The organism is Streptomyces sp. NPDC006624 (assembly GCF_040611555.1).
In the GTDB taxonomy this organism is placed as follows: domain Bacteria; phylum Actinomycetota; class Actinomycetes; order Streptomycetales; family Streptomycetaceae; genus Streptomyces.
The window spans coordinates 12709-25258 of the sequence record NZ_JBEXOM010000010.1 but is presented as its reverse complement, the minus strand read 5'-3'; the positions used below and the strand labels follow the sequence as shown (position 1 = coordinate 25258).

Annotated in this window: 14 protein-coding genes; 3 read left to right on the top strand and 11 right to left on the bottom strand. The window is 71.6% G+C overall.

Annotation, left to right across the window (positions count from 1 at the left end):
• Positions 1-3: 3 nt before the first annotated feature.
• The 3 genes from mqnC to ABZY20_RS19745 form a co-directional block, all read right to left on the bottom strand.
• The gene (gene mqnC, locus ABZY20_RS19755; RefSeq protein WP_356442811.1) at positions 4-1203 is read right to left on the bottom strand and encodes a cyclic dehypoxanthinyl futalosine synthase; all 1200 of its coding nucleotides are present in this window, start codon (positions 1201-1203) and stop codon (positions 4-6) included.
• 398 nt (positions 1204-1601) lie between these two features.
• A complete protein-coding gene (locus tag ABZY20_RS19750) occupies positions 1602-2330 on the bottom strand; it encodes an A24 family peptidase (protein ID WP_356442810.1) in 729 nt (242 codons plus the stop codon).
• Complete coding sequence (locus ABZY20_RS19745; protein WP_356442809.1) at positions 2327-5299, bottom strand: BTAD domain-containing putative transcriptional regulator; 2973 nt, start codon at positions 5297-5299, stop codon at positions 2327-2329. The genes ABZY20_RS19750 and ABZY20_RS19745 overlap by 4 nt, the downstream gene beginning before the upstream one ends.
• Before the next feature lie 363 nt (positions 5300-5662).
• On the opposite strand from ABZY20_RS19745, the gene ABZY20_RS19740 reads away from it, so the two are divergent.
• Together ABZY20_RS19740 and ABZY20_RS19735 are read left to right on the top strand one after the other, a co-directional pair.
• Positions 5663-6286 (top strand): hypothetical protein, encoded by a 624-nt coding sequence (locus ABZY20_RS19740; protein WP_356442808.1) that lies wholly within the window; start codon positions 5663-5665, stop codon positions 6284-6286.
• A gap of 17 nt (positions 6287-6303) precedes the next feature.
• Positions 6304-7341 carry a hypothetical protein gene (locus ABZY20_RS19735; RefSeq protein WP_356443002.1) on the top strand — a complete coding sequence of 346 codons (1038 nt, stop codon included), beginning with the start codon at positions 6304-6306 and terminating at the stop codon, positions 7339-7341.
• Between the two features lie 10 nt (positions 7342-7351).
• On the opposite strand, the gene ABZY20_RS19730 is transcribed toward ABZY20_RS19735, so the two are convergent.
• A complete protein-coding gene (locus ABZY20_RS19730; protein ID WP_356442807.1) occupies positions 7352-7741 on the bottom strand; it encodes a hypothetical protein in 390 nt (129 codons plus the stop codon).
• Between the two features lie 157 nt (positions 7742-7898).
• Here ABZY20_RS19730 and ABZY20_RS19725 point away from each other — a divergent pair, with 157 nt between their 5' ends.
• Complete coding sequence (locus ABZY20_RS19725) at positions 7899-8243, top strand: hypothetical protein (protein ID WP_356443001.1); 345 nt, start codon at positions 7899-7901, stop codon at positions 8241-8243.
• A 65-nt stretch (positions 8244-8308) separates the two neighbouring features.
• On the opposite strand, the gene ABZY20_RS19720 is transcribed toward ABZY20_RS19725, so the two are convergent.
• The 7 genes from ABZY20_RS19720 to ABZY20_RS19690 form a co-directional block, all read right to left on the bottom strand.
• A complete protein-coding gene (locus ABZY20_RS19720) occupies positions 8309-8539 on the bottom strand; it encodes a hypothetical protein (RefSeq protein WP_356442806.1) in 231 nt (76 codons plus the stop codon).
• A 330-nt stretch (positions 8540-8869) separates the two neighbouring features.
• Complete coding sequence (locus tag ABZY20_RS19715) at positions 8870-9343, bottom strand: pilus assembly protein TadG-related protein (protein ID WP_356442805.1); 474 nt, start codon at positions 9341-9343, stop codon at positions 8870-8872.
• Complete coding sequence (locus tag ABZY20_RS19710; protein WP_356442804.1) at positions 9340-9774, bottom strand: TadE/TadG family type IV pilus assembly protein; 435 nt, start codon at positions 9772-9774, stop codon at positions 9340-9342. The genes ABZY20_RS19715 and ABZY20_RS19710 overlap by 4 nt, the downstream gene beginning before the upstream one ends.
• Positions 9775-10236 (bottom strand): TadE family protein, encoded by a 462-nt coding sequence (locus ABZY20_RS19705; RefSeq protein WP_356442803.1) that lies wholly within the window; start codon positions 10234-10236, stop codon positions 9775-9777.
• Between the two features lie 68 nt (positions 10237-10304).
• Positions 10305-10556, bottom strand: coding sequence for a hypothetical protein (locus tag ABZY20_RS19700; RefSeq protein ID WP_283973369.1), 252 nt, complete (start codon positions 10554-10556; stop codon positions 10305-10307).
• Between the two features lie 77 nt (positions 10557-10633).
• A complete protein-coding gene (locus ABZY20_RS19695; protein WP_356442802.1) occupies positions 10634-11557 on the bottom strand; it encodes a type II secretion system F family protein in 924 nt (307 codons plus the stop codon).
• Positions 11557-12519, bottom strand: a complete 963-nt coding sequence (locus tag ABZY20_RS19690) for a type II secretion system F family protein (protein WP_356443000.1) — start codon at positions 12517-12519, stop codon at positions 11557-11559. The genes ABZY20_RS19695 and ABZY20_RS19690 overlap by 1 nt, the downstream gene beginning before the upstream one ends.
• Positions 12520-12550: the final 31 nt, after the last annotated feature.

Below are 12550 nucleotides of genomic sequence, written 5' to 3'. Positions count from 1 at the left end.
GGCTCAGTTGGACGCCAGCAGCTTCAGCTCGGGGTGAGCCGTGCCGCCCTCGATGGCCGTGGAGGAGATGTGCGAGACCACGCGGTCGTCGACGGGGTCGTTCGCCGGGTCGTCGTGGACGACGAGGTGCTCGTACGTGGTCGAGCGCTGCGCCGGGACGCGTCCGGCCTTGCGGATCAGGTCGATGATCTCCAGCCGGTTCGAGCGGTGCCTGGCACCGGCGGAGGAGACGACGTTCTCCTCCAGCATGATCGAACCGAGGTCGTCGGCGCCGTAGTGCAGGGAGAGCTGCCCGACCTCCTTGCCCGTGGTCAGCCACGAGCCCTGGATGTGGGCGATGTTGTCCATGAACAGCCGCGCGACGGCGATCATCCGCAGGTACTCGAAGAGCGTCGCCTGCGTGCGGCCCTTCAGGTGGTTGTTCTCGGGCTGGTAGGTGTACGGGATGAAGGCGCGGAAGCCGCCCGTGCGGTCCTGCACGTCCCGGATCATCCGCAGGTGCTCGATGCGCTCGGCGTTCGTCTCGCCGGTGCCCATGAGCATGGTGGAGGTGGACTCGACCCCGAGGTTGTGGGCGATCTCCATGATCTCCAGCCAGCGCTCGCCGGACTCCTTCAGCGGGGCGATGGCCTTGCGGGGTCGCTCCGGCAGCAGCTCGGCACCGGCCCCGGCGAAGGAGTCGAGTCCGGCGGCGTGGATGCGCTGGATGGCCTCCTCCACGCTCACCTGGGAGATCCGCGCCATGTGCTCGACCTCGGACGCCCCCAGGCTGTGGATGACCAGCTGCGGGAACTCCTTCTTGATCGCCGCGAAGTGCTTCTCGTAGTACTCCACGCCGTAGTCCGGGTGGTGCCCGCCCTGGAACATGATCTGGGTGCCGCCCAGCTCGACCGTCTCGGCGCACCGGCGCAGGATGTCGTCCAGGTCGCGCGTCCAGCCCTTGGCGGTGTCCTTGGGCGCGGCGTAGAAGGCGCAGAAGCGGCAGGCCGTGACGCAGACGTTGGTGTAGTTGATGTTGCGCTCGATGATGTACGTCGCGATGTGCTCGGTCCCCGCGTACCGGCGCCGGCGCACGGCGTCGGCGGCGGCACCCAGCGCGTGCAGCGGCGCGTCCCGGTACAGCACGAGCGCCTCGTCCGGGGTGATCCGCCCACCGGCGGCAGCACGGTCGAGGACGGGCTGAAGGTCGGCCTTCTCGGTCACCGGGCGTCCCTTTCGTAAGGGTTGTGGACGGACCCGCCCAGCGTACGCCAGGGGTTGGGAGAGCCGGACGCCAGGCCGTGGGGGCGGAACCGGCCGCGTCCCACGGTGCCGTGACCTGCCGGGGTGGACGTGGCTGCCGAGCGTGGCCGACGGCTCGCCCGGTACGGCCGGTGCGCGGTACGGCCAGTGCGCGGTGTGGCCGGTGCGCGGTACGGCCGGTGCGCGGTACGGCCAGTGCGCGGTAAGGCCGGTACGCGGTACGGCCAGTGCGCGGTACGGCCGGTGCGTCACGCATCGGGTCGTCGGCGGACCGGGCGGCAGGGCCTGGGCGAGGTACGCCGGGGGTCGGGACCGGGCAGGGTCCACCGGGAGTCAGCGCCGGGCGGGGTCCGCCGGGGTCAGGCCGTGTACGCGCCGACCAAGAGCCCCAGCAGGGCCCCGGTGATCAGGAACGGGCCGAACGGGATGGCCGTCTTGCGGTCGGCACGGCGGGTGAGGACGAGGGCGGCGCCGTACAGCGCGCCCAGCAGGAAGCCGGCGAAGGTGCCGAGCATCACCGTCGGCCAGCCGTACCAGCCGAGCGCCGCGCCGGCGCCGAGGGCGAGTTTGACGTCGCCGAAGCCCATGCCCGCGGGGTTGACGAGGAAGAGGACGAAGTAGCCGCCGCCCAGGGCGAGGGAGCCGAGGAGGGCGGTGGTCCACTCCCCCGCGTGCTCCGGGACGAGCGCGGTGAGGCCGAGCAGCGCGAGGGCGGCCGCGGCGAAGGGGAGCGTGAGCGGGTCGGGCAGGCGCCGCACCCGGAAGTCGACGACCGTGAGGAGGACGCCGACCGGGGCGAGGAGCAGCCAGACGCCCAGCTCGGGCCGGGTGCCGGTGGCGGCGGCGAGGAGCGCGCAGACGAGGGCGGTGGCGATCACCAGGGGTGCCGCGCGCGGTCCCGGGCCCGGCGCCGCGCAGTCCGGGCACGCCGCCCGTCCCAGCCAGCCCCGCAGGGCATGGTCCTCGGGGCACCGCTCCCGCCACGCCTCCCCCGAGGGCACCGAGAAGCGGTACGCGGCCCGCGGCAGGAACACTCCCGCCGCCGCACCCCACAGCGCGGCGGCGAGGACCAGCAGCCCGGTGCTCATCCCGCCGCGGCGATCGCGTCACGCCACGTCGGCAGCAGCTCGTCGAGCAGCGCCTCGGTGCGCGGCGGCAGCCCGCGGGCCCCGCTGCGGCCGATGAGGTCGGCGGCGCGGGCGGTGAGCCGGTCCGTGTCGCCGGTGGCGTGCGTGGCGCGCAGCAGCTCGTGCCACAGCCGCTCGTCGGACGGAGCCGTGCGCAGGGCCGCGTCGAGAGCCTCGATGGCCTTCTCCGCCCGGTTCTTCTCCATGTGGAACTCGCACAGCGCGAGCCCGGTGTCCGCGACGAGCAGCGGCAGCTGGGCGTCGACGATCTCGTGGGTGAGCCACCGGTAGCGGCCCTCGGGACGGTCGGCGAGCAGCGGTCCGCGCACCAGCACCAGCGCGTCGGTGAGCAGCCGCCCGCGCACGGCCCGGCTGTCGACGCCCTTGCCCTGCGTGGCCTCGTGGTACAGCGACCGCAGCACGTCCAGGTCGGAGACGACGGACCGGGCGAGCGTGAGCCGGCCGGAGCCGTCGGTGCCGAGGCGGGGCGTGCCGTCGGGGTCGGTGCCCAGCCAGTCGCGCAGCCGGTCCAGCAGCGCGCCGCGCACGTCGTCGGTGACGCCGCGCGGCCACAGCGCCGAGGACAGCACCCGCGGGTGCACGCCCTCGCGGTGCAGCAGCAGCAGCGCGAGCGCCTCGTGCAGCAGGGCGCTGCGGTCCCCGTCGGGGGTGTCCAGGCCGATGATCTCGTAGGGCCCGACCAGCCGGGCGTAGACGGCCGGGCGTCCCTGCTCGCTGATGTCGACGAGGAACGGCGGGGCGGTCGTGGGCCCGTCGGGCTCGCGCTCGGGGTCCGCGTCGGTGAACAGCCGGACCACGGCGCGCTGCTGGGCGGCGGGCAGCAGCTGGGCGTCGAGTTCGAGCCCGAGGAGCGGCGCGAGCAGCTTGCCCTGGCCGGTGATCTCCATCTCCCAGGCGGCGCCCGGCAGATCACCGGTCTCGGTGCCGACGAGGTAGCCGATGCCGAGCCGGCCGGCGTCGGCGGCGAGTTCGGCGAGCTTGACGGCGTCCTCGGCGGACGGCTGGGCGGCGAGCAGCACGAGGTGCGGGGCCCAACGGGTGTGCTGGGCGGGCCCGGTGCGGCCGGTGAGGACGGAGTCGTGCCCGGCGGCACCGAGCGCTCCCCGCCGCTGCCGCGTCTCGGCCTCCATGGTCTCGACGAGCGCCTCGACGTCCTCGAGGTGCCGGATCCGGTTCGGGGCGAGCGGCGTCAGGTCCTCGCCGAAGCCGACGAGCGTGATGGTCATGCGGTCGGACCAGCCGTTGGTCGCCAACTCGGCGGCGACGGACGCGAAGACGGCGGCCCGGTCGGCCTCCCGCCCGCTCAGCGACACGATGCCGGGCACGGCCTCCAGGTTGAGCAGCAGCCGCGAGTCGTCCATGGTGCCGAGGCTGACGAGCCCGGGGTAGGGCGCGGCCGTGTCGACGTCCTCGTAGTGCTCGGCGTCCGTCCGGGCCAGCATCCAGAACGTCTGGTCCTGCCCCTGCTGCCAGGGCGCGGGCGGCTTCCCGGCGGGCTGGGCGAGCTGGAGGTGCAAGTCGCCGTTGGTGAGCCAGGCCGCGTACACGACCGGCAGCGCACGCGACTCCTCGGCGAGGGAGGCGGCCAGTCCCCGCAGGCTCCGGTCGAGCAGCCGTACGCCCTCGGGGTCGGCGCCGACCAGGAGCGCGTCCTGGACGTCCTGCGCGTCCCCGCTCGGCGTGGGCGGCTCCATGCCGCGCCGGCCGCCGACGGCTCCGAACGCCGACTGCCACAGCGCCTGCCGGCGCCGCCGCCCCAGGGCGCCGAGGAGACCGGCGGCGAGCAGGGGCGCGGCGAGGAGCGCCTCGGGAAGGCCGAAGGCGCTGTCGGACTCGGACTCGGCGCCGGTGGCCACCTGCCGGTCGCCGGCGTCGTGGGCGGGGCGCTGCTGCGGGACGGACACCTGGGTGGCGCCGCCGCCGGCGTGCTCCTGCCCGCCGCCCTGCGCGCCGGAACCCCCGCCGCCCTGGGCGTGGTCGCCGGTCTGCGCGTAGTCGGCGATCTGCTGCTGCACGTCGGGCGACACGTTCGGCGCCTCGTCGGGCATCTCGACGAGCTCGCCGCCGCGTGCGTCGCCCGGCATCTCCATGATCCAGCCGGGCCGGATGAGACTGGCCTCGGAGAGCCGGGAACCGTCCGGCTGGACGCGGTCCTTGTTGAGCTCGAAGATCTCCTTGTAGCGGCGCCCGTCGCCCAGGTGCCGTTCCGCTATCTCCCACAGGGAGTCGTGGTGACGCCCCTCGGGCGGCTGGATCCGGTAGTACTTCGTGTCGCCCTGCTGGGCGGTGCCGCCGCCGGCCTCCGCGTGGGCGGCGGCGTGGGAGGCCTGCTCGGCGAGGGCGGCCGCGGTGCCGGCGGCCTGCTCCTGCTGCTGGGCGAACAGACCCGGGGTCGCCTGGGCGGCGGCGACGGTGGGCTTCTGGTGGGCGTCGTAGCCCTGCCCGAGCTGTCCCAGGCCGGGGGCGAAGCTGGCCGCGGTGGCGCCGACGAGCAGCAGCGCGGCGACGAGCTGGCGCGCGAGCAGCTGACTGGGCCCGGCGCCCGGCACGCGGCCCGGCACTCCGACGCCCGACAGCGCGGCCTTCATCTCGACGAGCACACAGGCGGTGAACTGCGCCCAGGCCAGCCACACGATGACGGTGAGGATGTTCAGGAACGTGTGGACGGTGATCTCTTGCTGCAGCCAGTCGAGACCGGGCACGCCGTTCGGCAGCGGCCACCCGATCTGGGTGGCGAGCGCGAGGGGCACACCGACCAGCAGCACGGCCAGGGCGACGAAGGCGAGGAACGCCTTGACGAAGTCCCCGAACGACCGCCGCCGCATCCGCACCGGCTGCGGCGTCCGGTTCCTCGGGGCCGTCGCTCCCGTCGTACTTCCCGTCGAGCTTGAGGTGGGGCGTCGCGGCATGGCGGGTGTCCTGAGGTCGTGTGTGAACGGCCGTGCGGCCGAGCGGTGAGGTGGTGTGTGCTGAGGGGTGTGCTGAGCCTACAGAGATCTTATGGACTCTTATCGGGGTCGTCGAAGGGCCTGTGGACAAAGGCGGGTTGACGTCCGATTTGCCCCTGCGGCGCCGAGCGGCCGCCCACCCGACGGCACAGCGAAAGCCGGCCTCTTCGCATTCGCCACGCACCTCTCTCACGGCCTGCACACAATCGCCCGAGGCCATGCGGAGGGGGGTCAATCGGCCCTGGTAGCTTCGTTCTCTGTCGCACACGTAGATGATCGAAAACGGGGAGAACACCAGTGGCCCGCCGTGCTTTGCCCACCACAATGGCCGCACTCACCACGACCGCGGCACTTCTGCTCAGCGCCTGCGGCGGGGGCAGTGGCGGCGGTTCGGACGACATCAAGGGTGCGGACAAGGGGCAGAGCGGTCGGCCGGCTTCGCCCTCGGCGTCGACGCCCGCCGGTGCCGAGCGCCCCGACATCACCATTCCCAGCAGCTTCCGGCTGACCTTCGAGAACTGGACGAGCAGCGACCCGGCCGAGCAGGCGGTCCTCACCGACGCCAAGGAAGAACTGCGGGCCGGATACGCGGCGATCATCGAGAACGACCCGGACAGCGAGGCGGTCGCCTTCTACGACACCGAGGGGATCCGCGGGCAGACCAGGAAGTGGATCAAGTCCTACACGGACAAGAACCTCACCGTCATCGGCGAACTACCGGTCTTCGACCCGAAGGTCACCCTGGCCGAGAACGGCAGGGGAGCCGCGCTCACGTACTGCACGGACGAGACCGAGGCGAAGACCAGGAACCGCAAGACCGGCGAAATCGAGGGGAACCCGGCGGGTACGGACCCCTACGTCCTCTACTCGCTCTCCTTGGCGAAGAACGAGCAGGGCGTGTGGCAGAACGCGTCGGTGCACGGCAAGCGAGGGGGGTGTTCCAAGTGAGCACGCGGTACCGGCCGATGCCCCTGATCGCCACGTCACTCGCCCTGGCTCTCCTGGCCTCGACGCCCGCCGACGCGTTCGGAGGGTCGGGCAGCGACGTGCGTGGCGGAAGCAGCGGCGGTGGCGAACTGTCCGCCTCCGCACAGCGGACCCGGATCAAGGTCACGCAGACGAGTGGTGCCACCGGTGGCAAGCAGGGCACGCTCTCGTCGACGGACGTGAACTGGGAGCCACCGCTGTGCTGGTACGAGCCCGTCTTCACCCCTGAGCAGCTCAAGGACTTCGCCGAGAACAACGGCAGTGGTGACGTCGGCCTGCGGGACGGCTGGTTCGGATCGGAACTCTGGACCGACCATTTCAGGGACGAGAAGGACGCGACCACGATCTTCACCGAGCCGTCCACGGTGAAGGGCTACAAGAACTACAACCTCGGCAAGGACGGCTACTTCTGGCGCGGGGTCGCGCCCGACGTCACGGCGATCGACGACACCTCGCTGTGCAGCCGCCTGATGTTCTGGCAGGACGCGGGTCAGATCCCCGACGACCCCAACGCCCCCACGCCGGAGACCCTCGCCGACTACGCCTACGACAAGGTCAAGGTCCCCGAGACCCGGGTGGAGCTGAAGCCCGCGACCAAGTCGACGGTCAACCTGCCCACCTGGGTCTGGCTCGACAAGGGCACCTTCAAGGAGGTCAAGGTCCGCGCCGAGCTGCCGAACACGGGCCTGTGGGCGGAGACGACGGCCAAGCCGGTCGCCCTGCACCTGGACCCGGGCACGGACGACGCCGAGGTCTTCCCCGCTTCCGGCGACTGCGAGATCGACGACGACGGCAGCATCGGCACGCCGTACACCAAGGGCAGCGCGGAGCAGACCCCACCGTGCGGCATCCGCTACCTGCGCGCGACCAGCGGCAGCCCGTACAAGCTCTCCGCCAGCGTCACCTGGCAGGTCTCCTGGGAGGGCTCGGACGGCTCCGGGGGCGACCTGCCGGACGGCACGTTCGAGACGACGCAGGACATGGACGTGCAGGAGATCCAGTCGGTCAACCGCTGAATCGAGGCGGTCAGGCGGGCGTCATCAGGGCTTCGAGCGCCTGGTCATAGGCCCGGAACCCGGCTTTTCCCTCCTCGGGCGTGCCCGCGTCGGGGCGGAGGAGTCCAGGGAGATGGGCGACTCGCCACATCCTGAAGACCAGTGACGGAGCACTTCTCGCTGTCGCGTCCGCGATGCCGGACGCGACAGCCAGGGCGTCCGCGATCCTGGCCGCTCGCGGCCCGACCTCCCCGCCGGCCGTGACGGCGGCCGTGATCAGGGCCTGCAGCAAGTACGCGAGCTGCAGGTCGGCAGCCATGTGGCACATGCGGCGCACGACATGGGGCTGTTCGAGGTCCTCGAGCCGGTCCGGGATCCCCTCGACCGCCCCCGACCACAGCAGCAGCGAGGGTGCCGTCACCTCGAGTCGGCACGCTTTCCGGAACGAGCTCGACCCGAGCTCTCACTGCTTCTTGCCTTTCACCGCCCAGAACTTACCCGGCACAACCGTTCGACGCCCGATGCGTGTCGGGATACGGTTCCGATGAGATCGGATGTCGGACGTGGGGGACTTCCACATGGGCAAGGGCAAAAGCGACCTCGCGCTCCCGCTGACGGAGCTGGAGGGATACGGGCGGCGGCTGCGCTCCATCAAGACCCGTCTGAATCACACCAAGAAGCTCTTCGAGTCCTACAAGGACGACATCGGCGACGGCAGCGTCAATGACGCGCTGGACGATTTCGAGTCCAACTGGGAGGACGGGCGTGAGGACATCACGCAGCAGTTGGACGCGCTGGCGAGTATGTCCGATGCCGTGGTGCGGGAGTTCAAGAAGCTCGACGACGAACTCGCCAAGAAGGCCAATGACGCCATGAAGACCGAGGACAAGCGGGGCGGTAAAGGGGGCGGTGGCGGGAAGTAGGCTGCCGCCGCGTGAAGTGGGAAAAGGCCCCGGACCGGAGTCCGGGGCCTTTTTCCGCGCGTTCGTCAGGAAGCGACCGCGGCGTTGAGGTGCAGGTCCGCCGCGATGCCCTGCGGCGAGACGGCGAGGCCCAGGCCGCCGCCGACGCCGGCGGTGAGGCCGGCGGCCGTGGTCTCGACGTAGAGACCGGCTGCGGCACCGGCACCCGCGGCGACGCCGCCCGCCTGGCCGCCGGCGATGGTGTCCAGTTCGGCGTCGGACATCTGGGCGGTCTCGATCTGCGGCGTGAAGGCCATGAGGGGTGGGTCCCTTCGTTGCAAAAATTTTCGAAATGCTCGAGCGCGACTGATCAAAGCACGCCGGAAGAGGGCACAGCCAGCCAGTGGTCAGGGGATCGGGCCGGAATTGCGGGCGGGGATTCATGGGTGTGACCATTCGGTCACCGGAGATCCCGTCTTCTTCACATCTTCTGCCGCTGGACGGTACAGAGGTGCGGGAATACCGGCGGGTAAGGAGCAGGAAAGGGGCGAGCCGGGGGAAGGAAGAAGACTGCCCCGGTCAGCGGCCCATTCCGTGACGACCTCGTGGTGAACACTGTGCAGATTCGCCGGAGGTTCCGGATCTGCTCAGCCGACCTGGTTCTCCGCCACGGCCTGCCCGTGCACGACCACGTCCCCGCCGTAGAACATGCCCGTGAAGACCGGTGAGTACGTGAGCTGCACCTCGACCTCGACCTGCTGGGCGTCCGCCGCGACGCAGTGGGTCGCGGCGATGTCCGCGCCCGTCATGTCCATCTCGCGGGCGAAGGCCTTCACACGGGCGTCGCAGTTCTCGAAGTTGATCGGGGCCGGGCCGCCCTCGTTGTCGTAGAGGGCCTCGCGGTCGATGTCCTGGGCGGCGAAACGGGCCGCCTGTTCGGCGATGTCCGCGGCGCGCTCCCGCTTGGAGATGGACAGGCCGCCGTCGATGACGAACGCGGAGAGGGAGAGGAAGACCAGCGCGAAGATGATGACCGCCCCGGCGCCGGAGCCGCGGTCGTCCAGCGCCTCCCCGCGCGCCGCCCACCAGGAACGCGCGCCCCGCGGCACCTCGCGTCTCACGCCGACCTCCGGAACGGGTCGAGCGGCGAGCTGAAGCTGGCCGACAGCCGCGTCGGGACGTCGAGGCCGAGCATGGCGAGACCGCGCACCTGGCAGCTCACCTCCACCGTGAAGATGGTGTCCGGCTCGAATCCCTGGCTGGTCTGGACGACCGACACCGGGCCCGAGCAGACGTCCGTCAGGTTCGCCTCGGCGGCCTTCTTCGCCTCGGCCATGGCCAGGGCGTGGTTCTTCTGGATCGATCCCGCGCGGGCCGCGTCCCGGGCCGCGCCGTCGAGGGCCCCGCGGCCGTCCACGAGCTGGCCGAAGGCCACCAGGACGAGGATGAACAGGATCATCACCGGGGCGAGGATCACGACCTCGACCGTGGACAGGCCCCGGTCGTCGCACCGGGCCCTCGTCGCACGCCGGGCCGGGGAAGAGACGCCCATCTAGTTCCCCTCCTCCTGCACGAACCGCTCCACCGGGCCCACCGACTGCGCGTGCACCGTCAGGTCAAGCCCCGGAAAGACCGTCGGCACCCGCGCGGCGATCTCCACGCCCACCGTGTTCTGCTCCGGCTGCAGCATCGTCACGTCCGGGGACAGCACCAGCTGCGGGCCCAGTTGCTCGATGTAGCTGTCGACCACGCTCCGGGCCTCCCCCCGCCACGCGCCGGGCTGTTCGTCGGCCGTGGCGCGGGCCTTGCGCGCCCCTGCCTGGGCCGCCGCCTGGGCCACGTGGTCGGCGAAGAAGTACAGGGCGAACTGCACGGTCGCGAAGATCATGAAGAACAGCACCGGGGTGAGCAGCACGAACTCGATCGCGGTCATGCCCGAGTCACCGCGGGCGGCCGCGCGTCCCCGCACGGTCCGCGCCCAGCGGCGCACCCGTCTGCTCACGTCTGCCGGCATCCCCGTGAACCCCTGACCCCGTTGCCCCGTAGTCCCGTAGTCCCGTAGTCCTGTCGATCCCGCGGAGATCAGCAGGTCTTGCCCGCGTCGGCGCCCTTGATGCAGTCGCCGACCTTGTTGGCGCCCTCGCTCAGCGCGGCGTTGATGATGGCGGCCACCACGCCGACGATCGCCACGACGACCGCGGAGATGATGACCCACTCGACCGCGGAGGCACCGCGGTCCAGCTCGCCGGAGCGGGCGCGCTCGGTGCGGGCCCGCAGGAAGGTGACGAGGAAGTCCACGGCAGGGATGCCGGTGTGGAAGGTGCGTCCGTTCATGACGTCTTGTCCTTTCAGATTCGGATCACGAGGTTCTGGAGTTGTGGAGGTCGCTCACTGCAAGGCTCATGCGCGGCTCACTGCACCTGGAACACCCGCATCGCCGCCGGAAAGATCAGGAACACCAGGAACCCGGCGCACAGCAGCAGCTGTGCCACGAGCATCGACTGGGACTTCTCGCCCGCGCTGCCCTCGATCTCGGCGAGTTCGCGGTGCCGCATGGTCTCGGCGCGGGAGGCGAGGGACTCACGGACCTTCGCGCCGTCGTCCGCAACCAGGGCCAGGGAGGCGGAGAGGTCCTTCAGTTCCTCCACGCCGATCTCCTCGCCGAGCGCGCCGAGCGCCTGCCACTGGCTGACGCCGGTGATGCGGGCGTCGGCCAGGGCGTTCTTGATGCGCTGGTTGGCCCAGCCGTCGGACACCTCGGCCGCCGCCATCAGCGCCTCGGGCAGACCGCGTCCGCCGGCCAGGCTCATCGACACCAGGTCGAGGTAGGCGCCGATCACCCGCCTCAGGTCGCGCCGCTTCTCGGCCGCGTCCCGCCGTACCTCCAGGTCCGGCAGGAAGAAGAAGACCACCGCGCAGAGCAGCGCCATCCACACCGGGATGACGGGGCTGCTGCCCACGCCCAGCGTCCAGACGATCGCGAACAGGAACGGGCCGAAGAACAGACCCGCCACACCCAGCAGCACCTTCGTCGCCAGGAACTTCTCCCAGCTGCGGTCCAGCACCGCCAGGTCCGCGCGCAGCGAGCGCTGCTCCCAGCCCTGCTGGAGGTAGAACTCCGAGACCCGCGCGCCCACTTCGGCCCGCAGCGAGCCGAAGCGCCCGGTCTCCCGCTGGGTGCGCGCCGACTCGTACGCCGAGCCGCGGGCCCGCATCGCGTCGATCCGGGCGACCTGCGAGATGGCGCTCCGCTTGCTCGGCATGAGGGCGCGGACCAGGGCGTACAGGCCCAGTCCGATGACGGCGCCGACGACGAGCGGCATCGTGAGGTTCATCAGCGTGCCCCCTCTTCCTGCGGCAGCCGCTGCGGGGAGGGCTGCGGGGCCTGCTGCTGCGACGGCGTCCTGGGACGGACGAACTGGACGCCCGCCTGGTCGCGGACCAGGAAGCGCTCGGGCGTCTCGATGGTGGACAGCTTGCGCAGCCACCAGAAGCCGAGCGCGAACAGGCCGCAGACACAGGCGAGGACGAGCTGGCCGACCGCTGTGCCGTACGGCTCGACGAAGTCGCGGTTGAAGATCGACAGGCCGAGGACGAAGGCGATGGAGACCGCGACGACGATCTGCACCGAGCGCCGGGTCGAGGCGCGCTGCGCCATCACGCGCTGGCGCATGTCGACCTCTTCGCGCGCGGACTTGGCGAGGGCGCCCAGCACCTGGCGCAGACCGGGGCCGCGCAGCCGGGCGTTGAGGATGAGGGCCGCGACGATGATGTCGGCGGAGGCGTCGTCGATCTCGTCGGCGAGGTGCTGCAGCGCCTCGGGCAGCGGGGTGCGGGCGCGCAGCCGGTCGACGAGGGCGTCGAGGTGGGGGCGCAGGACCGGGGCGGCGGCACGGGCGGAGGCCGGGATGGCCTGCTCCAGGCCGACGGCGCCGGCGATGGTGTCGCGCAGGGACTCCGTCCAGGAGGCGAGGGCCTCCACCCGGCGCATGGCGGCGCGTTCCTCACCGGCTCCGCCGAACAGGCGGTCCCAGAAGAAGACGAGGACGCCGGCGGCGATGCCCGCGACGGCCCAGCGCGTCAGCAGCAGCACGACGAGGCCGACGATCGCGGCGAGGGAGCCGCGCCGGCCCGCGAAACGGATCAGCTCGCTCGCCCGCTGGGCGGCCTTCTGCTTCTCGTGGTCGGGCTTGGCGGGCAGTCCGCGTACGGCGACTAGGAGCAGGGCGAGGCCGCCGCCGACGGCGATGCCGCTGCCGATCGAGTACAGGACGGTGGTGGAGAACAGGCCGCCCATGGAACCGAGGGAGCCGAGCGCGGCGAGAGTC

Coding starts and splice junctions, on each gene's coding strand:
- ABZY20_RS19720 (WP_356442806.1), bottom strand. CDS start 8,539: ATGGCCTTCACGCCGCAGATCGAGACCGCCCAGATGTCCGACGCCGAA.
- ABZY20_RS19695 (WP_356442802.1), bottom strand. CDS start 11,557: ATGAACCTCACGATGCCGCTCGTCGTCGGCGCCGTCATCGGACTGGGC.
- ABZY20_RS19750 (WP_356442810.1), bottom strand. CDS start 2,330: ATGAGCACCGGGCTGCTGGTCCTCGCCGCCGCGCTGTGGGGTGCGGCG.
- ABZY20_RS19710 (WP_356442804.1), bottom strand. CDS start 9,774: ATGGGCGTCTCTTCCCCGGCCCGGCGTGCGACGAGGGCCCGGTGCGAC.
- ABZY20_RS19740 (WP_356442808.1), top strand. CDS start 5,663: ATGGCCGCACTCACCACGACCGCGGCACTTCTGCTCAGCGCCTGCGGC.
- ABZY20_RS19700 (WP_283973369.1), bottom strand. CDS start 10,556: ATGAACGGACGCACCTTCCACACCGGCATCCCTGCCGTGGACTTCCTC.
- ABZY20_RS19735 (WP_356443002.1), top strand. CDS start 6,304: ATGCCCCTGATCGCCACGTCACTCGCCCTGGCTCTCCTGGCCTCGACG.
- ABZY20_RS19725 (WP_356443001.1), top strand. CDS start 7,899: ATGGGCAAGGGCAAAAGCGACCTCGCGCTCCCGCTGACGGAGCTGGAG.
- ABZY20_RS19745 (WP_356442809.1), bottom strand. CDS start 5,299: ATGCCGCGACGCCCCACCTCAAGCTCGACGGGAAGTACGACGGGAGCG.
- ABZY20_RS19690 (WP_356443000.1), bottom strand. CDS start 12,519: ATGGGCGGCCTGTTCTCCACCACCGTCCTGTACTCGATCGGCAGCGGC.
- ABZY20_RS19705 (WP_356442803.1), bottom strand. CDS start 10,236: ATGCCGGCAGACGTGAGCAGACGGGTGCGCCGCTGGGCGCGGACCGTG.